Source organism: Candidatus Rokuibacteriota bacterium, assembly GCA_030647435.1.
GTDB lineage: Bacteria > Methylomirabilota > Methylomirabilia > Rokubacteriales > CSP1-6 > AR37.
On the sequence record JAUSJX010000016.1, the window covers coordinates 1 to 20,596 of the forward strand.

The 20,596-nt window shown below is 66.6% G+C and carries 15 protein-coding genes and 1 pseudogene; 13 read left to right on the forward strand and 3 right to left on the reverse strand.

Going from position 1 to position 20,596, the window contains the following annotated elements; genetic code table 11:
• The first annotated feature begins 219 nt into the window (after window positions 1-219).
• The 9 genes and pseudogenes from Q7W02_03505 (at window position 220) to Q7W02_03545 (ending at window position 11,936) form a co-directional block, all read left to right on the forward strand.
• On the forward strand, window positions 220-1,383 hold the full coding sequence (locus Q7W02_03505) for an acyl-CoA dehydrogenase family protein (protein MDO8475257.1): 1,164 nt from the start codon (window positions 220-222) through the stop codon (window positions 1,381-1,383).
• A complete protein-coding gene (locus Q7W02_03510; protein ID MDO8475258.1) occupies window positions 1,380-2,165 on the forward strand; it encodes an enoyl-CoA hydratase/isomerase family protein in 786 nt (261 codons plus the stop codon). The genes Q7W02_03505 and Q7W02_03510 overlap by 4 nt, the downstream gene beginning before the upstream one ends.
• A 145-nt stretch (window positions 2,166-2,310) precedes the next feature.
• On the forward strand, window positions 2,311-3,666 hold the full coding sequence (locus Q7W02_03515) for a helix-turn-helix domain-containing protein (protein ID MDO8475259.1): 1,356 nt from the start codon (window positions 2,311-2,313) through the stop codon (window positions 3,664-3,666).
• A 14-nt stretch (window positions 3,667-3,680) separates the two neighbouring features.
• Window positions 3,681-3,923: an N-6 DNA methylase gene (locus Q7W02_03520; GenBank protein MDO8475260.1), complete on the forward strand. Its 243-nt coding sequence runs from the start codon at window positions 3,681-3,683 to the stop codon at window positions 3,921-3,923.
• A gap of 3 nt (window positions 3,924-3,926) precedes the next feature.
• On the forward strand, window positions 3,927-6,371 hold the full coding sequence (locus tag Q7W02_03525) for a type I restriction-modification system subunit M (GenBank protein MDO8475261.1): 2,445 nt from the start codon (window positions 3,927-3,929) through the stop codon (window positions 6,369-6,371).
• Window positions 6,368-7,702, forward strand: coding sequence for a restriction endonuclease subunit S (locus Q7W02_03530; protein MDO8475262.1), 1,335 nt, complete (start codon window positions 6,368-6,370; stop codon window positions 7,700-7,702). Before Q7W02_03525 ends, Q7W02_03530 begins: the two co-directional genes overlap by 4 nt.
• Window positions 7,699-10,842: a type I restriction endonuclease subunit R gene (locus Q7W02_03535; protein ID MDO8475263.1), complete on the forward strand. Its 3,144-nt coding sequence runs from the start codon at window positions 7,699-7,701 to the stop codon at window positions 10,840-10,842. Before Q7W02_03530 ends, Q7W02_03535 begins: the two co-directional genes overlap by 4 nt.
• Window positions 10,832-11,560, forward strand: coding sequence for a SprT family zinc-dependent metalloprotease (locus Q7W02_03540; protein ID MDO8475264.1), 729 nt, complete (start codon window positions 10,832-10,834; stop codon window positions 11,558-11,560). Before Q7W02_03535 ends, Q7W02_03540 begins: the two co-directional genes overlap by 11 nt.
• 2 nt (window positions 11,561-11,562) lie before the next feature.
• A pseudogene (locus Q7W02_03545) lies at window positions 11,563-11,936 on the forward strand (DEAD/DEAH box helicase).
• A gap of 308 nt (window positions 11,937-12,244) precedes the next feature.
• Here the strand turns inward: Q7W02_03545 and Q7W02_03550 are convergent.
• From Q7W02_03550 to Q7W02_03560, 3 genes are all read right to left on the reverse strand, one after another.
• The gene (locus Q7W02_03550; GenBank protein ID MDO8475265.1) at window positions 12,245-13,612 is read right to left on the reverse strand and encodes a DUF222 domain-containing protein; all 1,368 of its coding nucleotides are present in this window, start codon (window positions 13,610-13,612) and stop codon (window positions 12,245-12,247) included.
• A 256-nt stretch (window positions 13,613-13,868) separates the two neighbouring features.
• A complete protein-coding gene (locus Q7W02_03555) occupies window positions 13,869-14,921 on the reverse strand; it encodes a 2-dehydropantoate 2-reductase (protein MDO8475266.1) in 1,053 nt (350 codons plus the stop codon).
• A gap of 143 nt (window positions 14,922-15,064) precedes the next feature.
• On the reverse strand, window positions 15,065-15,394 hold the full coding sequence (locus tag Q7W02_03560) for a hypothetical protein (GenBank protein ID MDO8475267.1): 330 nt from the start codon (window positions 15,392-15,394) through the stop codon (window positions 15,065-15,067).
• Between the two features lie 276 nt (window positions 15,395-15,670).
• Here Q7W02_03560 and Q7W02_03565 point away from each other — a divergent pair, with 276 nt between their 5' ends.
• From Q7W02_03565 to Q7W02_03580, 4 genes are all read left to right on the forward strand, one after another.
• Entirely contained in the window at window positions 15,671-17,581 is a 1,911-nt protein-coding gene (locus tag Q7W02_03565; protein ID MDO8475268.1) for an AMP-binding protein, read from the forward strand.
• Window positions 17,582-18,442, forward strand: a complete 861-nt coding sequence (locus Q7W02_03570) for an ABC transporter ATP-binding protein (GenBank protein ID MDO8475269.1) — start codon at window positions 17,582-17,584, stop codon at window positions 18,440-18,442.
• A gap of 37 nt (window positions 18,443-18,479) precedes the next feature.
• The gene (locus Q7W02_03575; GenBank protein ID MDO8475270.1) at window positions 18,480-19,373 is read left to right on the forward strand and encodes a branched-chain amino acid ABC transporter permease; all 894 of its coding nucleotides are present in this window, start codon (window positions 18,480-18,482) and stop codon (window positions 19,371-19,373) included.
• Window positions 19,374-19,517: 144 nt separating this feature from the next.
• Complete coding sequence (locus Q7W02_03580) at window positions 19,518-20,594, forward strand: branched-chain amino acid ABC transporter permease (protein MDO8475271.1); 1,077 nt, start codon at window positions 19,518-19,520, stop codon at window positions 20,592-20,594.
• The last annotated feature ends 2 nt before the right edge of the window (window positions 20,595-20,596 follow it).

Here is a 20,596-nt window from a genome sequence, read left to right on the forward strand (position 1 = left end):
CGCCCCGAAGCGCAGGGCGCCTCCGCCGCGCGAGCCGTCCCCGCGAAGCGGGGCGGCGAGCGCACCCCCGTCTCGGGGGATGGGGGGCAGGCGGAGGCGCCCGAGCGAGGAGGCGCGTCGAGGCGAGGAGGTCTGAGCGGAGGAAGGCATCCCCGGCTCGGGGCACCGGCGGGCCACGCGGGTAATGCGCCCACCGGCGGCTTGACAGGAAGGTGAGCCGTGGACTTTGAGCTGACGCGCGAGCAGCGGGCGGTCCGGGCCATGGCGCGTGAGTGGGCGCTCGCCGAGGTCGCCCCCGTGATCCACCGCTACGACGAGGCCCACGAGTTCCCCCACGAGATCCTCCAGAGCCTCGGCAAGACCGGGCTGCTGGGCGCGCTCGTGCCGGAGGAGTACGGCGGCGCCGCGCTCGACTACGTCTCGTACGCGCTCGCCGTCGAGGAGCTCAACCGCGTCGACGCCTCGGTGGGCATCACGATGTGGGCCCACAACTCCCTCTGCACCAACCACATCGCGCTCTTCGGCTCGAAGGAGCAGAAGGCGGCGTACCTGCCTCGCCTGGCGCGCGGCGAAGCGCTGGGCGCCTGGGGGCTGACCGAGCCGGGATCGGGATCGGACGCCGCGGCGATGACGTCGCGAGCGGTCCCCGACGGTTCCCACTTCATTCTGAACGGCAGCAAGGCCTTCATCACCAACGCGGGCGTCGCGGAGGTCGCCGTCGTGATGGCCGTCACCGATCCGGCGCGAGGCAACAAGGGCATCTCCGCCTTCGTGCTCGAGCGGGGCATGCAGGGCTTCAGCGCCGGACGCCCCTACCGGAAGCTCGGGCTCCATGCCTCGAACACCGCCGAGCTCATCTTCGACAGCGTTGCCGTGCCCGCCGCCAACCTCGTGGGCGAGCTCCACAAGGGCTTCGTCAACACCCTGCAGGTGCTCGAGGGTGGCCGCGTCGCCATGGCCGCCATGGCGGTAGGCATCGCGCAGGCCGCGCTCGACCAGGCGCTCGCATACATGAAGCAGCGGCGGGCCTTCGGCAAGACGCTGGCCGAGTTCAACGGGCTCCAGGGCATGATCGCCGACATCGGCACGGAGGTCGAGGCCGCGCGCCTCCTCACGCTCCGCGCCGCGGCCCTCAAGGACGCGGGACGGCCGGCGAAGACGGCCGCATCGATGGCAAAGGTCTTCGCGTCTGAGGTCGCGATGAAGGCCGCGAGCAAGGCGCTCCAGATCCACGGCGGCGCCGGCTACATCACGGAGTTCCCCATCGAGCGTATCTTCCGCGACGCCAAGCTGACCGAGATCGGTGAGGGCACCTCGGAGATCCAGCGCATGGTCATAGCCCGCGACATCCTCGGATTCCGTCAGGAGCGGACGTCCCGATGACGGAGCCGAGCGTGCTCTACGAGGTGCGGGACGGCGTTGCCACGCTCACGCTCAACCGTCCCGGCGTGCTGAACGCCCTTCACCACGATCTCGCGGCGCAGCTGGCGGATCACGCGGAGGCCGCGGCCAAGGACCCGGACGTCTGGGTGGTCGTCGTCCGGGGCAGGGGCCGGGCGTTTTCCTCGGGCATGGACAGGAAGGAGCTTTCGGCGGGGCGCATCGGCGAGGCCTTCTACCGGCACTGGATCCGCGGGCTCAATTGCCTCGAGGACATGGACAAGCTCGTGGTCGCGGTGCTCCACGGCTACTCGATCGGCGGCGGGCTCCAACTCGCGGTCGCGTGCGACCTGCGCCTGGCGGCCGACGACGCCGTCCTTGGGCTCGGTGCCACGCGCCACGGCCTCATCCCGGACGGCTCCATTCTGCGGCTTGCCCGCATCATCGGTCTCGGGCGCGCCAAGGAGCTGACGCTGCTGAACGACCACATCGGACCCGAGGCGGCGCTCGCCATGGGGCTCGTCAACTGGGTGGTGCCTGCGGCGCAGATCGACGCCAAGCTCGGCGAGATCGTCGAGAAGGCCTTTCATGCCTCGCGCACGGCCACGGGCCACGCCAAGCGGCTCCTGCACGCGTCTTTCCACGCGGACCCGCGCGACATGATCGAGAAGATCGTGCGCGCGCAGCAGGACTGCATGGGATCGTGGGAGATCAAGGCGGCGAACCAGGCCTGGGACGCCGCGAAGAAGGACGCCCGCTTCTACCCGCCCCCGCCCCGGGACTAGCTCAGTTAGACACCCCGACATCGCGTGTCGGCCGGTGCCTCGTCATCGAGAGCAGGACCGTTGCCGTGGTCTGGTGCGCTCCGGCCGGCGGCGGTGCTCGGAAGATTGACGCAGGTCGTATCTTCCGAGTAGACTTCCGAGCACAATGGACCTGGTCGAACTGCTCAAGCGCCCGGAGGGCAAGACCCTCGAGTTCAAGCGCGAGCTGTCGGCGCCGGAAGGAGCCCTCAAGACGATCATCGCCTTCGCGAATACCGCGGGCGGAACGCTTCTGGTCGGCGTCGAGGACCGGAGCGGTCACGTCCGCGGTGTCAGCGACCCTCTCGATCTGGAGGAACGTCTGGCCAACCTGATCAGCGATCAGGTGGCCCCTCGGCTCATGCCGGAGATCGAGATCCTACCCTGGCGGCGCACCCAGGTCCTGGCCGTGCGGGTCTACCCGAGCCCGAGCCGCCCGCACTATCTCGAACGCGCGGGGCCCGACGGCGGCGTCTACGTGCGCGTGGGCTCCACCAACCGGCGGGCCGACCGGGAACTGGTCGAGGAGCTGCGCCGCTTCGGGCGCGGCGAAGCCTTCGACGAGCAGCCGATGCCGGACCTCGACTCGGAAGCGCTGGACTTCCGAGCCGCTTCCGAGTCGTTCGCGCCCGTCCGCAGGATCGCCCGCCGCGATCTCGAGACTCTCCGCCTCGTGACGGATCACCAGGGACGCAAGGTGCCCACCGTCGGCGGGGTCCTCCTGTTCGGCCGCGATCGCCAGCGCCACTTCCCCGACGCCTGGATCCAGGCCGGCCGGTTTCGGGGCACCGACAAGAGCCGCATCCTCGACCGCACCGAGATCCGCTCCCATCCGGTGCAGGCCATCGAGGAGGCGATCGCCTTCGTGCAGAAGCACGGACTCCACGGGGCCGAGATCGGCGCCGTGCGCCGCCGCGAACGCTGGAGCCTGCCGCCCGTGGCGGTTCGCGAAGCCGTCATCAACGCGGTCGCGCACGCTGACTACGCCCAGCGCGGCGCCCCGCTGCGCATCGCCATCTTCGACGATCGGCTGGAGGTCGAGAACCCCGGGCTCCTCCCGTTCGGGCTCACCGTCGAGGATCTCCCGCGCGGTGTCTCGAAGCTTCGCAACCGCGTCATCGGGCGGGTTTTCCACACGCTCGGGCTGATCGAGCAGTGGGGCAGCGGCGTGCAGCGCATGACGGGCGCCTGCCGCGAAGCGGGGCTCGCCCTCCCGGTCTTCGAGGAGATCGGCACGCGGTTTCGGGTGGCTCTCTTTAGCGAGCGCGTCAGCGCACCCGCGCTGGACGAGACCGACCAGGCCATCGTGAAGGCCCTGGCGCGCGGCAAGGGGCTGCTCACCAGCGAGATCGCCAACGCGATCCACCTGACCTCGCGCTCCACGCGCACGCGCCTCGCCCGGCTCGTCGCGGGCGGGCTCGTCCGCGAGGTCGGCACGGGGCCGCAGGACCCGAAGCGACGTTACTATCGAACGGAAGGATGAAACGAGGGGCGGAGATGGCGAAACAGAAGAAGAACACACGGGCAGACTCGAGCACCGCCGCCAACGTCGGCTACGAAGCTCAGCTCTGGCAGTACGGCGCACCGCCGGCGGGCAACGCCAACTTCGCCTGGGTGCAGCACATCGTCCATCACCTCGGGCCCGCGGGCGTGGCCGGCTTCGTGCTGGCCAACGGCTCGATGTCGTCCAACCAGTCGGGCCACAGGGTTGCGCTCGCGCAAACGCACCACGAGGACTGATTCATGGCGCTGAAGAAATCCCAGCTCTACAGCTCCCTCTGGCAGTCCTGCGACGAGCTGCGCGGCGGCATGGACGCCTCGCAGTACAAGGACTACGTCCTCACGCTGCTGTTCATGAAGTACGTGTCGGACAAATACGCCGGCAAGCCCGACGCGCTCATCGAGGTGCCCAAGGGCGGCGGCTTCGCCGACATGGTGAAGCTCAAGGGTGACAAAGAGATCGGCGACAAGATCAACAAGATCATCGGCCGGCTCGCGGAGGCCAACGACCTCAAGGGTGTGATCGACCAGGCCGACTTCAACGACGAAAGCAAGCTCGGCGCTGGCAAAGACATGCAGGACAAGCTCTCGAAGTTGGTGGCCATCTTCGATGGCCTCGACTTCCGCGCCAACCGGGCGGAAGGCGACGACCTGCTGGGCGACGCCTACGAGTACCTGATGCGCCACTTCGCCACCGAGAGTGGCAAGAGCAAGGGGCAGTTTTACACCCCGGCGGAGGTCTCGCGCATCATGGCTCAGGTGGTCGGCATCGGCGCCGACACCCGCCAGGACCAGACCATCTACGACCCAACCTGCGGGTCCGGCTCGCTGCTGCTCAAGGCCGCCGACCAGGCGCCGCGCGGCATGACCATCTACGGCCAGGAGATGGACGTCGCCACCTGGGCGCTGGCGCGGATGAACATGTTCCTGCACGGGCACCCGACCCACGAACTCTGGCGCGGCAACACATTGGCGGCGCCCCACTTCAAGAACAAGGACGACAGCCTCAAGACCTTCGACTTCGCTGTTGCGAATCCGCCCTTCTCCGCCAAAGCCTGGTCCAGCGGGCTCGACCCGGCCAACGATGTGTTCGGGCGCTTCGAGTACGGCATCCCTCCGGCCAAGAACGGCGACTACGCCTTCCTGCTGCACCTGATCGCGTCGCTCAAGAGCAAGGGCAAAGGCGCGATCATCCTGCCGCACGGCGTGCTCTTCCGCGGCAACAAGGAGGCCGACATCCGCCGCAACCTCATCCAGCGCGGCCTCATCAAGGGCATCATCGGCCTGCCCGCGAACCTCTTCTACGGCACCGGCATCCGCGCCTGCATCGTGGTGATCGACAAGGAGAACGCCCACGCCCGCACCGGCATCTTCATGATCGATGCCAGCAAGGGCTTCCTCAAGGACGGCAACAAGAACCGCCTGCGCGCCCAGGACATCCACAAGATCGTGGACGTGTTCAACCGGCAGGTCGAGCTGTCGCGCTATGCGCGCATGGTGCCGGTGAGCGAGATCGCGAGCCCCGCCAACGACTACAACCTCAACATCTCGCGCTACATCGATTCGAGCGAGCCGGAGGACCTGCACGACCTCGACGCGCACCTGAACGGCGGCATCCCCAACCGCGACAGCGACGCGCTCGATGCCTACTGGACCGTCTTCCCATCGCTGCGCCAGGCGCTGTTCAAAGACCACGCTCGCGCGGGCTACAGCATGACCCGCGTCGAGACGCAGGAGGTGAAGCCCACCATCCTCGGCCATGCTGAGTTCAGCGCTTATGCCGAGCGGGTCGTGGCCGCCATCGGTGCCTGGCGCAACGCGCACGAGGCGTGGCTCAATTGTCTGAAGATCAACGACCTCCCCAGACAGGTCATCCACATCTTGTCGGAAGACCTGCTCGCGCGCTTCAGCGACCTATCGCTGCTCAGCCGCTACGACGTCTACCAGCGATTGATGGACTACTGGGCGGAGACGATGCAAGACGACGTGTACCTGATCGCCGCCGACGGCTGGGTTGAGGCCGCCAAGCCGCGCGGGATTATCGAGGACAAGGAAAAGAAGATCAAGGAAACGGCGGATCTGACCATCGGCCGCAAGAAGTACAAGATGGACTTGGTCCCCCCGGCGCTGATCGTCGCCCGCTACTTCGCCAAAGAGCACTCCGCCATCGAGGCGCTACAGGCCAGGCAGGAAACCGTAGCCCGCGAGCTGGAGGAGTTCGTCGAGGAACACACCGGCGAAGAGGGCTTGCTGGAGGACGCCACCAACGACAACGGCAAGGTCACGAAGGGCGGCGTGAAGGAGCGGCTCAAGGCCATCGAAGGCGCGCCGGAGAGCGACGAAGAACGGGACACCCTTATTCGCTGCCTGGAACTGATCGAGGCCGAGTCCGAGGCGGGCAAGGCCGTCAAGGACGCGCAAGCGGTGCTCGATGAGAAGGTCCTGGCGAGGTACGCCAAGCTTATCGAGGCGGAGATCAAGAGGCTGGTGGTCGAGGAAAAGTGGTTCGCCAGCATCCGCGCCGGCATCGAGGGCGAGGTGCAGCGGTTGACGCAGCAACTCGCCGGGCGCGTGAAGGAACTGGAAGACCGTTACGCGCAGCCGCTGCCTGAACTTGAGTGCGAGGTCGAAGCGCTCTGCTCGAAGGTTGAATCGCACCTGAAAAAGATGGGGCTCGCGTGGGGATGAGCGGCGAAGCTGTGCAGGTTAAGGAGGCGTCCGCCCGGTATCTGACCAAGGCCGATGCGCCCGATGTGCCACCAGGATACAAGCGAACCGAGATCGGACTCTTTCCGGAGGAGTGGAGCGTTTCGCCTCTAGCCAAGCTTTCCGGTTTCATAACAAAAGGAGCGACGCCGACGACCTACGGTTTCAAGTGGGAACAAAGGGGCATTTTGTTCTTAAGGAGTGAGTGTGTCTCAGATAACGGGCTCGACCTCGATCAATCAATGTTCATTTCGTCCGCTGCAAATGAATCACTACGACGAAGTGAGGTTCGTGACGGAGACATACTAATCACGATTACCGGCAACGTAGGGCGCGTCGTTCTACTAAGAGGCGTCGGATCTGCGAATATCAATCAACACATAGCGCGAATCCGCATCGCCGCGCCTAGCGTGGATTCGGGATACGTCTACCATTTTCTATCCCAGCACCGAGTACGGCAGACATTTGAGACAATCACAACCGGCCAAGCCTACCCCCAGATCAGTCTTCAACAGGTACGGCAAGCGGTAGTTGCCTTGCCCCCTGAATCCGAACAACGCGCGATCGCCGAGGCGTTGTCGGATGTGGACGGGCTGCTCGGGGCGTTGGAGGCGCTGATCGCCAAGAAGCGAGCCATCAAGCAGGCGGCCATGCAGCAACTCCTCACCGGCAAGACCCGCCTGCCGGGGTTCAGCGGGGAGTGGGAGACGAGGCGGCTCGGGGATATCGCCTCATTCTTCAAAGGCTTGGGTTTGTCCAAGGCTGACCTGAGCCCCGACGGGAGGGTGCGATGCATCCACTACGGCGAGCTCTTTACGACCTACGGAGAGCGCATCGCAGAAGTTCTGAATGGGACTGACCGGGACGGGTCGTATGCTCGTTCTGTTCGCAATGACGTGCTAATGCCTACGTCCGACGTAACCCCGACCGGTTTGGCGACGGCGAGTTGCATCTTGTTGTCCAACGTCATCCTCGGGGGCGACATTCTTGTTATTCGCGCGCCGGCGGATGTCCTACATGGCGAGTTTCTGGCGGGAGCAATCAAGGTGCATCGCAGTCAGGTGATGCAACTCGTGTCTGGCACGACGGTCTTTCACTTGTATGGTCGGGACATGGCCAACTTCCGCTTCCTGGTGCCGAACGTTGAGGAACAGACAGCCATCGCGAATGTACTCTTCGACATGGACACGGAAATCGCGGCGCTGGAACGAAGGCGAGACAAGACCCGCGGCATCAAGCAGGGCATAATGCAGCAGCTCCTCACGGGCCGGGTGCGACTGGTCAAGCCGGCGCCAGTGGAGGCCGGCGCATGAGCACGGTGGGCCAGCGGGAACTCCTCACGCAGAAGCGCGTGGTCGCGTTCTTCAAGGACGCGCTCGACTATGCCTACCTCGGCCACTGGAAGGACCGCCCTGACAATAGCAACCTCGAGGAGGCGCTGCTCACCGACTGGCTCAAGCGGCAGGGCCACAGCGACAAGATCATAGGCAAAGTGCTGTTCGAGCTGAGCAAGGCCGCTGCGCTTGGTGGCAGCAAAACGCTCTACGACGCCAGCCGCGAGGTGTACGGCTTGCTCCGCTACGGCGTGAAGGTTCGGCCGGACGTGGGCGAGCAGAACATCACCGTCTGGCTGATCGACTGGAAGAAGCCCGGCGACAACGACTTCGGCATCGCCGAGGAGGTGACCGTCGCCGGGGAGAACACAAAGCGACCCGACCTCGTGCTCTACGTCAACGGGATCGCTCTCGGCGTACTGGAGCTGAAGCGCTCCACTGTGTCGGTGACCGAAGGTATCCGCCAGAACCTGGACAGCCAGAAGAAGGACTTCATCCGGCCGTTCTACGCCACGGTGCAGCTCGTGATGGCGGGCAACGACACCGAGGGGCTGCGCTACGGCGTGATCGAGACGCCGGAGAAGTACTGGCTGCGCTGGAAGGAAGGCGACGCGCACCCGGAGGCCGGCGGTAACCCGCTGCTGCGCGAGCTGGGCCAGCTCTGTAGCCACGAGCGGCTGCTCGAGCTGGTGCACGACTTCATGGTCTTCGACGCGGGCATCAAGAAGACCTGCCGCCACAACCAGTACTTCGGGGTGCGGGCGGCTCAGACGCGCGTGCAGCGTCGCGAGGGCGGCATCGTCTGGCACACTCAGGGCAGCGGCAAGAGTCTGATCATGGTCTGGCTGGCAAAGTGGATCCGCGAGCACGTGCGTGATGCCCGCGTGCTGATCATCACCGACCGCACCGAACTGGACGAGCAGATCGAGAAGGTATTCAAGGGCGTCAGCGAGGACATCTACCGCACCAAGAGCGGCGCCGACCTGGTGCAGGTGCTCAACGCCAGTGACAAGTGGCTGATCGGCTCGCTGGTCCACAAGTTCGGCGCGTCGGAGGAAGGCGACATCGATGCCTTCCTTGAGGACATCCGGAGCCACCTGCCCACGGGATTTCACGCCAAGGGCGAGGTCTTCGTCTTCGTGGACGAGTGCCACCGCACCCAGTCCGGCAAGCTGCACGACGCGATGAAGGCGCTGCTGCCCGGGGCGATGCTTATCGGCTTCACGGGGACGCCGCTGCTCAAGGACGACAAGCGGCGGAGCATCGAGACCTTCGGGCCGTACATCCACACCTACAAGTATGACGAGGCGGTGCGAGACGGCGTGGTGCTCGACCTGCGCTACGAGGCGCGCGATATCGACCAGAACATTACCTCGCAGGCGAAGATCGATCAGTGGTTCGAGCTGAAGACCCAGGGGCTGACGGACGTGGCTAAGGCCCAGCTCAAGCAGCGCTGGGGCACGATGCAGAAGGTGCTGAGCGCCCGGGACCGGCTGACCCAGATCGTCAATGACATCCTGCTGGACATGGAGACGCGGGACCGGCTGAAAAGCGGCCACGGCAACGCGATGCTGGTCTCGGGCAGCATCTACTCGGCGTGTCGCTTCTTCGAGATGTTCCAGCAGACGGATCTCGCGGGCAAGTGCGCGATCGTCACGTCCTACACGCCGTCACCGGCGGACATCAAGGGCGAAGAGACCGGCGAGGGGCAGACCGAGAAGCTGCGGCAGTACGACATCTACCGGAAGATGCTCGCGGTGCACTTCAACGAGCCGGAAGAGACTGCTATGTACAAGGTGGAGCAGTTCGAGAAGGGGGTGAAAAAGCGCTTCATCGACGAGCCCGGGCAGATGAAGCTGCTGATCGTCGTGGACAAACTGCTGACCGGCTTCGACGCGCCGCCCGCGACGTACCTCTACATCGACAAGCAGATGCAGGACCACGGCCTCTTCCAGGCGATCTGCCGGGTCAACCGCCTGGACGGAGAGGACAAAGAGTACGGCTATATCATCGACTACAAGGATCTCTTCCGGTCGCTGGAGCAGTCCATCAAGGACTACACCGGGGAAGCCTTCGGCGGCTACGACAAGGCCGACGTCGAGGGCTTGTTGAAGGATCGCCTCCAGCAGGGCCGGGAGCGGCTGGAGGAAGCGCGCGAGGCGGTTAAGGCGCTGTGCGAACCGGTGGAGCCTCCCCGCGATACGGCGGGTTATTTGCGGTACTTCTGCGCAGCCGAGAGCGGCAATGCCGAGCAGTTGAAGGACAACGAGCCCAGGCGCGTGGCGCTGTACAAGCTCGCCGCCGCGTTTCTGCGGGCCTACGCCAACCTCGCGAATGAAATGCGCGAGGCCGGCTACTCCGATGCGGAGACGCAGGAGATCAAGGGCGAGGTGGACCACTACGAGAAGGTGCGCGAAGAGGTCAAGCTCGCCAGCGGCGACTACATCGACCTGAAGATGTACGAGCCGGCCATGCGGCACCTGCTGGATACCTACATCCGGGCGGAGGAGAGCGAGAAGCTGTCGGCGTTCGACGACCTGACGCTGGTGCAACTGATCGTGGAGCGCGGTGACGCGGCCGTGGACGCGCTGCCCAGGGGTCTGCGCGAGAACCGGGAGGCGATGGCCGAGACGATCGAGAATAACGTCCGCAGGCTGATCATCGACGAGATGGCCGTCAACCCTAAGTACTACGAGAAGATGTCGGAGCTGCTCGACGCACTGATCGCGCAGCGCAAGCAGGAGGCGATGGACTACAAGGCCTACCTGGCAAGGATCGTCGCGCTGACCAAGCAGGTGAGCCAGCCGGAGACCCAGTCGTCCTATCCCTCGAGCATCAACAGCGCCGCATTGCGCGCGCTCTATGACAACCTGGAGGACGCCAGCGTGCTGGCGGTACGGGAGCGACCGGCGCCTTACGGCTCAGCTCCAGCCGCGGATGCCAGAGAAGCGAGGGCGCTGGCGGTGGATCGCGCTATCCGCCAGATAAAGAAGGCGGACTGGCGCGGCAACAAGTTCAAGGAGCGCGAGGTCCGCAACGCCATCCAGTCGGTGCTCGGTGCGGATGCGGGTCTGGGGGGTACCATCTTTGAGATCGTGAAGAACCAGCGTGAATACTAAACGGCAGCACATCGAGGTCCGAGGGCTGCTTATCGAGGTTGTCCGCAAGGACATCAAGAACCTCCATGTGGGTGTCTACCCGCCGGGTGGCCGAGTGCGGGTGGCCGCACCGCTTCGCCTTGGTGATGACGCCGTGCGGCTCGCCGTCATTTCACGCCTCGGATGGATTCGTCGGCAGCAGGCCGATTTCGAGCAGCAGGTGCGCCAATCACAGCGCGAGCTTGCGACCGGCGAAAGCCATTACGTTCAGGGCCGGCGCTACCGGCTCGACGTGATCGAGCACGACGGCCAACCGTCGGTGTGCCTGTCGAATAACACGGCTATGGAAATGCGCGTCCGCCCGGGGACCAACCGGGACAAACGCGAAGCCGTGCTTCAGCAGTGGTGTCGGGGACGGCTCCGGGCGCAGATTCTGCCGCTTCTCGCCAAATGGGAAACCAAGGTCGGCGTGACGGTTCCCGAAGTGCGAATCAAGAAGATGAAGACTCGCTGGGGTAGCTGCAATGCCGCGGCCCGGCGCATCTGGCTAAATCTGGAGTTGGCCAAGAAATCGTCTTCGTGTCTGGAGTACATCCTGGTGCACGAGATGGTCCACATCCTCGAACGGCGCCACAACGAGCGGTTCCGCGGGTTGATGGACACGCTGATGCCTACATGGCGCCTGTGCCGGGCGGAACTGAATCGGGCGCCGTTGGCGCATGAGGAGTGGAGGTATTGACGCTCTCCGAGCGCCGCAACATCGTGGTAATCGCCGACCAGGCGCACCGCAGCCAGTACGACTTCATCGACGGCTACGCGCGCCACATGCGCGACGCGCTGCCGCATACCTCGTTTATCGGCTTCATCGGCTCGCCGATCGAGCTGCAAGACGCCAACACGCGCGCGGTGTTCGGCGACTACATCAGCATCTAGGACATCCAGCGCGCCGTGCAGGACGGCACCACGGTGCTGATCTACTACGAGATCCGGCTTGCCAAGCTCGCGCTCGACGAGGAGGTGGAGCGCAAGGAGAAGCTCAAGACAAGACCAAGTGGGCGCAGCTCGAGGCCGTGGTCGGGGCGGAGAAGCGGTTAGCGCTGGTCGCGCGGGACATCCATCGTCGAGAAGGCCTTTTACGCCTCGCGCACGGCGACGGGCCACGCTAAGCGGTTCCTGCACGCGTCTTTCCACGCGGACCCGCGCGACATGATCGAGGAGATCATGCGCGCTCAGCAGGACTGCATGGAATCGTGGGAGATCGAGGCGGCGAACCGGGCCTGGGACGCCTCGAAGACGGACGTCCGCTTCTACCCTCGGCCGCTCTAGGCAGGGTGACGCGGGCCCGCTTCAAGGCGGAGCGCAGCTCGGCCAGTCGTCGTGCCCGTCGGATCACGCCCCCGCGTTACCGTGAAAATCGAAAGTCTCATGTTCGATACTCATGGTCTGGGCCCGGTTCCACCATGCCCTCCGCGCGTCGGGCGCGCGGATGCAACACATCGATCGCCCAACCCAGGTCGAGCCGCTCCCCAAGCCAGCCGGGGCATCCAGTCCGCGAGTGCACGAGGAGGCCCCGCGAGGCGTGATCCGCCCGGAGCGCCTGGACCGGATCGTCAGGCACCGGCGCGGGCACCGGCACCTCCGGCAGCTGCCGGCCGTCCGGACGCGAGAACCGCAGTTCCCCGTCCGGACCTCGGGCGACCTGATAGCCCTCCTCGTGCACCGCGCGATGGTGGCGCCGACACAGCAGGGCGAGATTGGAGAGCGCCGTGGGGCCGCCCTGAGCCCAGTGGCGCAGGTGGTGCCCCTGGCCCACCCGCACACCGCATCCCGGGAAGCGGCAGCCCCAGTCCCTCTGTTGGAGCGCGCGCCGGAGGGCGGGAGGAATGGTCCGTGTCCGCGCTCCGATCTCAACGACGCGCCCAGCATCGTCGTGCCGCATCACCACCCGGCTCGCATCGCAGGCCAGACGCCGAGACGTTTCCGCGGGAACGTGCGCGCCGTCCTCGAGGACGGACTGCCCCGGCTGATTCGGATCCGCCAGCGCCGATGCATCGACATGGACCACCACTTGGTAGCGCTCGCCCGGGGCGCCGGGATCGAGGCTGTGGTGCAGCGCCGTCTCCGCTACCAGCGCCAGCGCGTCCGCCCGCTGCTGCGCCGGTGTCGGAGCCTGCTCGCCCGCAGCCTCCGACCCCCGGGCCCGCTCGTACAACACCTCGCGGGCGGCGTCGAGCGCACGCCGCAGGAGCGCCCCCACCTCCGGCGTGAGTCGCCCCCGTACCACGACCATGCCGTCCTCGTCCTCGTACACCTGCAACCCTCGCCGCGTGTGCTGGCGCGCCGCCTCTCGCGCCTCGGCGTTCCGGTCCACCCGTCGCCAGCCCCGTACGATACGCTCCACATGCGCCGCCGTACCCGCCCGCCCCACCCCGAGCAGCCGTTCCTCCGTCTCCGGCGTCGCCACTCGCGTCAGCGCCCGCAGCTTGGCGTACGACAGTTCCCCTCGCGCCAGTGCCTCCGCCAGCAGCGGCAGCGTCCCCAGCGTCCGCGCCACCCGCACCCGCTCCCGAGCCGCCCCCGGCTCCAGCCCCACCCGCCAGCTCAGCCACGCCGCGCAGGAGCGGAAGCCGGTGTTCCACCCTCCGCGGGCGTCGAACTCGCGGATCAGCTCTAGCAGCCGCGCGGTCGCGGCGTCCAGGTGAGCCGATAGCTCGGCGATCTCGTCGCCGAGCCGGTCCAGCTGTTCGGCACGACGGGGAACGGCGGAATCCTTCAGTGAGTCAATCGTCATGGCGCGTCCCTCCCTTGGCGGTGAGGCGACTCTACACCCGGATTTCAGGGGCGCCGGGGAGCGGCCAGGAAGGACGATCGGAGAGCGGGAGACCATTCGTTATTCGACCGTGATCGTTCGCCCATCGGCCGGCTCGGATGGGCCTCTGAGCCGGCATCGACCGCGAGCTGCCAGGCCGCGGCGACGCGCCACGCGCGCGGCTGTCAAGCGAAAAAGGCGCTGCGCCGAGCGGCTCACGCCTGCGCGAACTGGTGTACTAGGCGCCGGCCGCCTTGAGCGCCTGCTCGATCAGCTCGGGGGCGGGCCTCCGGGCGCCCGCGTCGATCTCGCGAACGAGGCCGACCACGACCGACCCGAGCGGCGTCGCCACCCCGAGCTCGCGCCCGCGAGCCACCACGTGGCCGTTCATCTGCTCGATCTCCGAGCGCCGTCCCTTGGCCACGTCCTGCGCCATCGAGGCGCGCCAGTTCCGGCTCGAGCCGTCCTTGGGCACGAGCATGGCGTCGAGCTCGGCGTAGACGGCCCCGTCGTCCGCGGCCGACCAGGTCTTGGCCTCCGCGCCGCCGAACTTGGGGATCGAGTAGCCGGCCGCCAGCCCGACGCGGGCTGACTCGGATGCCAGGCGGATGGTGATCTCGCGCCCCCGAGGTTTCGCCGCGATCTCGAGGCTGCCGAGCCCGGTCATCGCCTGCACGGGATTCCCCATCGCGTTCGCGCAGAGCTTGGACCAGCGCTCGCCCCAGAGGTTGTCCGTCGCCCTGGCGCCGTCGATGACCGAGAGCATCCTGGCCAGAGTCTCCACACGGGGCGTGATCCGGCCGTCGTGCTCGCCCGCGCGGAACACGTCGTGCCCAGAGCCGCTGCCCTTCTCGGCGCCCCGCTCGACGCGCCCGGGCTCCCAGAGGGCGACCGCGATCTTGGACATGACGAGCCCGACCGAGCGATCCGGGCCGGCGATGGCCGCGACGACGGGATCGTTCCAGCAGTTCTGTGCCGAGACGACGTAGCCGTCGGGCCCGAGGCGGGGAAGGGCCATGTGCGTCGCCCACGCCGTATCGTAGGCCTTGACCGCGACGAATGCGACGTCGAAATCGGCCCTGAGCCGCTGCGCCTCGTGAACGTGGAGCGCCGCCGGCCGCGCCTCGAAGGGCTCGTGCGGCCCGCTCACGCTGAGGCCGCGGGCGCGTATCGCCTCGACCTGCTCGGGCCAAGGGTCCACGAGCGTGACCTCGTGCCCGGCCCGGGAGAGGAACCCGCCGAGATAGCTGCCGATCGCGCCTGCGCCGATGAAGAGGAGTCGTGGGCTCATGGCGCGCATGATATCCGCTTGTGCGGTCCGAACGCCACCCCTATCATCGGCCGGAGATGGCCACCGACGCGTGCCTTCGCGAAGCGCTTCGCCGAGCGCGACCGGGGCATCCACCCGACCATGATCCACGCGGGCGTGCTGCACTACCTCAAGGCGATCGAGGCCCGGCACCGCTCTTCGAAATCCGTGTGCATCTTCTCGTATCTGGCCTTGATCTCCGCCAGCTTGCGCTCCCACTCGAGATCGGCCTGCCGCCGCTGCTCGGTTCGGCAGGCCTCGCGGCCGGCTCCCAACTGACAGCGGGCGAGTGCCTTGTCGAACGCGTCCCGATGGATGTCTTCGACCTGCTCGATTTCCGAGAGCCTGGCGTACTCGATGAGCGCCCGGGCGCGCTCGGGCGCGGCGCAGTCGAGCTCGAGCTGCGCGGCCGCGCCGGCTACCCCCAGAATCAGCCAAACGAGCCCTCCCGCCATTGCGTCCCCCATCCTAACAGAGGGGCCGTAAACCCTTGTCTTACCGAGCCAATGGCTTGACAGGCCCATGGCCCTCGGCTAGACTCTCGCCACTTCAGCTTAGGGTCCAGCGCAGCGGCACTCCCGAGATCTCCAGATCGGCGGCCGGACGAACGCCAGGGATAGGGGTATGGGGACGCTCTCCAGCGGCGTAGGCGGGCAGGGCATGGGGCAGAGTTGCGCAACCCGCGCGGCAGGGCGCGGTCGACTGCGCCCCGACTACGCTACGACGGCGTGATGGAGCCCTCGGCCGAGACACTGCCGCAGCTCTTGCTCGCCCAAGCCGAGCGCTGGGGCAACCGCCGCGTCGCCATCCGCGAGAAGGAATTCGGCATCTGGCAGGCCTACACGTGGCGCCAGTACGCGGACCACGTCCAGCGCATCGCCCTCGGATTGGCCAGCCTGGGCTTCCGCCGCGGCGACAAGGTCGCCGTCATCGGCGACAACCGACCGCAGCTCTACTGGACCATGGTGGCGGCCCAGGCCCTGGGCGGGGTGCCTGTGCCCGTCTACCAAGACTCCATCGCCGCGGAGATGCATTACGTCATCGACCACTCCGAGTCCCGCGTGGTCGTCTGTGAGGACCAGGAGCAGGTGGACAAGATCCTCGAGATGAAGGACAAGCTGCCCGCGGTCGAGCTGGTCGTCTACGACGACCCCAAGGGCATGCGGCACTACGACTACCCCTTCCTCCTGGGTCTCGACAAGGTCCAGGAGCTGGGCGCGGGGTTCGCCGCCGCGCACCCTGGGTACTGGGACGCCGAGGTGGCCAAGGGCAAGGCCTCGGATCTCGCCATCATCAACTACACCTCGGGGACGACGGGCTTCCCCAAGGGCGTGATGATCTCCCACGGGGCGCTCGTCAGCACCGGCAGGAACTTCCTCCAGGCTGAGCGCCTGGACGAGCGCGACGAGATCATGGCCTACCTGCCGATGGCCTGGATCGGCGACAGCTTCTTCTCCATGGCGGTGGCCTTTCTCTCCGGCTGCACGGTCAATTGCCCTGAGGACGCCTCGACGGTCCGGCACGACTTCCGGGAGATCGGCCCCACCATGACGTTCGCGCCGCCTCGCATCTGGGAGAACATTCTCTCTCAAGCCCAGGTGCGCATCGAGGACGCCAACTGGCTCCAGCTCCGGCTGACGAAGTTCTTCCTCCCGCGCGGGATGCGCAAGGCCAAGCTCGAGCTCGAGGGCAAGCCCGTGCCCGTGGGGCTCCGCGCGCTGTGCTCGCTCGGGCGGTGGCTCGTCTTCGACCCGCTCCGCGACCAACTGGGCTTCCGCCGCATCCGAGCGGCGATCACGGGCGGCGCCGCCCTCGGGCCGGAGATGATGCAGTTCTTCCGCGCCATCGGCGTCAACCTCAAGCAGCTCTACGGCGCCACCGAGTGCTGCGCCCCGGCGACCTTGCACCGCGACGGCCACGTCAAGCTCGAGACCGTCGGACCGCCCATTCCCGGCGTCGAGATCAAGCTCTCCGAGCGGGGCGAGGTGCTCATCCGCACCGCCGGCCTCTTCTCCGGCTACTACAAGAGCCCCGAGCAGACCGCCGCTGCGCTCAAGGACGCCTGGTTCCACACCGGCGACGCAGGTCTCTTCGACCCGGACGGGCAGCTGGTCATCATCGACCGTGTCAAGGACGTGTCCACGCTCCACGACGGCACGGTCTTCGCCCCCCAGTACATCGAGAACAAGCTCAAGTTCAGCGTCTACATCAAGGAGGCGGTGGCGGTGGGCAATGAGCGGCCCTACGTCGCCGCGATGGTCAACATCGACATGGAGGTCCTGGGGAACTGGGCCGAGCGGCGCGGCATCGGCTACTCGGGTTACACCGACCTCGCCCAGAACCCGGCCACGTACGACCTGCTCCACGAGGAGATCCGCCGGACCAACCAGAGCCTGGCCCCGTCGCAGCGCGTCAAGCGCTTTGCCATCCTGCACAAGGAGCTGGACCCCGACGATGCCGAGATCACGAGAACCAGGAAGCTCCGTCGCGGGTTCATCAATGAGAGGTATGCGCCCATCATTGCCGCTCTCTATGACCCCAAGGCCTCGAGCGTAGCCGTGAAGGTCACGGTGATCTACGAGGACGGCAGGACATCGGACATGGAGCGTCAGGTGCGGATCATGGACGTGGAAGGGGTCTAGATGCCGTCGACGCTCGCTGAGCGACCGATCCCGGAAGCGGGGGCTGCAGGCGCCCCACGCCGGGAGCCCCTGCTCCGGGTCGACGACATCACCGTGCGGTTCGGGGCGGTGCAGGCGCTGACCGACGTGAGCGTGGACGTCTACCGAGGAGAGATCGTCGCGATCATCGGTCCGAACGGGGCGGGGAAGACCACCCTGATCAACGTGATTAGCGGTTTCTACCATCCCCAGAAGGGGCGGATCCTGTTCGAGGGCAAGGACAGGACCCAGCTCAAGCCCTACGACGTGGCCGCCCTCGGCGTCGCCCGGACCTTCCAGAACGTCGCCCTGTTCAAGGGCATGACCGTGCTGGACAACATCATGACCGGCCGGCTGCTCAAGATGCGTGGGCACTTCCTCCTGGACGCCCTCTACTGGGGGCCTGCCAAGCGGCAGGAGCTCGAGCACCGGGCCGCCGCCGAGCGCGTCATTGACTTCCTGGAGATCCAGGCCATCCGCAAGACGCCGGCCGGCCGGCTCCCGTACGGCCTCCAGAAGCGGGTGGAGCTGGCCCGCGCGCTGGCCGCCGAGCCCCAGCTGCTGCTGCTGGACGAGCCGATGGCCGGCATGAACGTCGAGGAGAAGGAGGACATGTCCCGCTTCATCCTCGACGTCCACGACGAGTTTGGCACGACCATCGCCCTGATCGAGCACGACATGAGCGTAGTGATGGACATCTCCGACCGGGTCGTGGCGCTGGACTATGGCCGGAAGATCGCAGACGGTCCGCCCGAGGTCGTGCGGAAAGACCAGGTCGTGATCGACGCCTATCTTGGGGTGGATCATGGGGTCGTGGATCATGGCGGGGTCGCCAGTGATTGACCTCCTCCGGGCGGTATTCGTCGCGCCGTTCGCCGACATGGCGGGCAACGCCACCTTCCTCATCGAGGTGCTCATCGGGGGCATCGCCGCGGGCCTGATGTACTCCCTGGTCGCCCTGGGGTTCGTCCTGATCTTCAAGGCCTCGGGCGTGTTCAACTTCGCCCAGGGAGTCATGGTGCTCTTCTCGGCGCTCACCCTGGTCGGCCTGATGGAGCGCGGAGTACCGGTGCCGGCCGCTCTCGCGCTGACCGCGCTGACCATGATCGCCCTGGCGTTCGCCATCGAGCGCGTGGTGCTCCGCTCCCTCGTCAACCAGGAGCCCATCATCCTGTTCATGGCGACCATCGGGCTCAACTTCTTCCTCGAGGGTTTCGGCGAGATGGTCTGGGGCGCCAACGTCAAGAAGCTCGACGTCGGGATCCCGGACACCTCGTTCATCGTGCGGGGTGTGCAGATGAACCGGCTGGAGCTGACCGCGGCGCTGACCGCGGCCATCCTGGTGGCCATCTTGGCCGTCCTCTTCCAGCGGACCAAGGTAGGCCGGGCGCTCCGGGCGGTGGCCGACGATCACGAAGCGGCGCTCAGCATCGGCATCCCGCTCAAGACCATCTGGGTCGTTGTCTGGTCGGTGGCCGGCCTGGTGGCCCTCGTGGCGGGCATCATGTGGGGCGCCAAGAGCGGCGTGCAGTTCAGCCTCTCGCTGATCGCGCTCAAGTCGCTGCCCGTCCTCATCCTGGGCGGCTTCACGTCCGTGCCCGGCGCCATCGTGGGCGGCCTCATCATCGGCGTCGGCGAAAAGCTCGGCGAGGTGTACTGGGGGCCGCTCGTCGGCGGGGCCATCGAGAACTGGTTCGCCTACGTCCTGGCGCTGGCCTTCTTGCTCGTCCGGCCCCAAGGCCTCTTCGGCGAAAAGATCATCGAGCGAGTGTAGAGCGATGATAAGGGCCCATCTGCTTCGTTGCCGCCCTCGGCCGCACGCTCAACGTACAGGGAGTACGCCTCGCGTGCGGCCCTCGGGCGGCGCCTCGCATCTGGACCCTTCTGATCGCTCTCGAAACCACGTCGGGGTCAGGGCATGATTTACCGGGAGACGGGCCAATTCAAGAGCAGCTACGCCAGCGACCAGGCGATCTTCCCGATCGTCCAGGACCGGATCTTCGTCCTGTTCGCCGTGGCGGCGGCCTTCGTGGTGCCACCGCTCGTTGCCAGCGAGTACTGGCTGCAGGCGGTGCTCATCCCGCTGCTGATCTACGCGCTGGCGGCGCTGGGCTTGAACCTCCTGACCGGTTACGCGGGGCAGGTGTCGCTCGGCACGGGCGGCTTCATGGCCGTCGGCGCCTACTCGGCGTTCAAGCTGTCCACCTCTTTCCCGCAGATCAACATCATCGTCGTCTTCCTCCTGTCCGGGCTCCTCGCCGCCCTGGTGGGCGTCGTCTTCGGCATCCCCAGCCTCCGAATCAAGGGCTTCTACGTGGCGGTGGCAACGCTGGCGGCGCAGTTCTTCCTGCTGTGGCTCTTCAACAAGGTGCCGTGGTTCGTGAACTATGCCGCGTCGGGCACCATCACCGCGCCGACCCGCACCGTACTCGGCGTGACGGTTACGGGGCCCCAGTCCACGGCCGGAGCGCGCTACATCGTGGCGGTGGTCCTCGTCGCCGCGTTCGCCCTCGTCGCCAAGAACCTCGTGCGGGGGCGCCTGGGCCGCTCCTGGATGGCGATCCGCGATCGGGACATCGCGGCCGAGATCATCGGCGTGCGGCCGTTGCGCACGAAGCTCCTGGCCTTCGCGATCAGCTCGTTCTACTGCGGTGTGGCCGGCGCGGAGTTCGTGTTCCTGTACCTGGGCAGCGCCGAAACGGCCGCGTTCGACATCAACCTGTCGTTTCTCGTGCTGTTCATGGTCATCATCGGGGGGCTGGGGAGCGTGCTCGGCTCCTTCTTGGGCGCCGGTTTCATCGTCCTGGTCCCGATCTTCCTGACCAACGCTCCTCACCTGATCGGCCTGCCCCTGCCGGTTGCCCTGCAGAAGCAGATCGAGCTGATGGTCTTCGGCGCCCTGATCATCTTCTTTCTCATCGTTGAGCCCAACGGGCTCGCGCGGCTGTGGCAGATCGCGAAGGAGAAGCTGCGCCTGTGGCCGTTTCCCCACTAACA

What these genes read in the sequence shown, in the direction of transcription:
- Q7W02_03510 (MDO8475258.1), top strand. Translation starts at nt 1,380, where the DNA reads ATGACGGAGCCGAGCGTGCTCTACGAGGTGCGGGACGGCGTTGCCACG.
- Q7W02_03515 (MDO8475259.1), top strand. Translation starts at nt 2,311, where the DNA reads ATGGACCTGGTCGAACTGCTCAAGCGCCCGGAGGGCAAGACCCTCGAG.
- Q7W02_03520 (MDO8475260.1), top strand. Translation starts at nt 3,681, where the DNA reads ATGGCGAAACAGAAGAAGAACACACGGGCAGACTCGAGCACCGCCGCC.
- Q7W02_03525 (MDO8475261.1), top strand. Translation starts at nt 3,927, where the DNA reads ATGGCGCTGAAGAAATCCCAGCTCTACAGCTCCCTCTGGCAGTCCTGC.
- Q7W02_03530 (MDO8475262.1), top strand. Translation starts at nt 6,368, where the DNA reads ATGAGCGGCGAAGCTGTGCAGGTTAAGGAGGCGTCCGCCCGGTATCTG.
- Q7W02_03535 (MDO8475263.1), top strand. Translation starts at nt 7,699, where the DNA reads ATGAGCACGGTGGGCCAGCGGGAACTCCTCACGCAGAAGCGCGTGGTC.
- Q7W02_03550 (MDO8475265.1), bottom strand. Translation starts at nt 13,612, where the DNA reads ATGACGATTGACTCACTGAAGGATTCCGCCGTTCCCCGTCGTGCCGAA.
- Q7W02_03555 (MDO8475266.1), bottom strand. Translation starts at nt 14,921, where the DNA reads ATGAGCCCACGACTCCTCTTCATCGGCGCAGGCGCGATCGGCAGCTAT.
- Q7W02_03560 (MDO8475267.1), bottom strand. Translation starts at nt 15,394, where the DNA reads ATGGCGGGAGGGCTCGTTTGGCTGATTCTGGGGGTAGCCGGCGCGGCC.
- Q7W02_03565 (MDO8475268.1), top strand. Translation starts at nt 15,671, where the DNA reads ATGGAGCCCTCGGCCGAGACACTGCCGCAGCTCTTGCTCGCCCAAGCC.
- Q7W02_03570 (MDO8475269.1), top strand. Translation starts at nt 17,582, where the DNA reads ATGCCGTCGACGCTCGCTGAGCGACCGATCCCGGAAGCGGGGGCTGCA.
- Q7W02_03575 (MDO8475270.1), top strand. Translation starts at nt 18,480, where the DNA reads ATGGCGGGCAACGCCACCTTCCTCATCGAGGTGCTCATCGGGGGCATC.
- Q7W02_03580 (MDO8475271.1), top strand. Translation starts at nt 19,518, where the DNA reads ATGATTTACCGGGAGACGGGCCAATTCAAGAGCAGCTACGCCAGCGAC.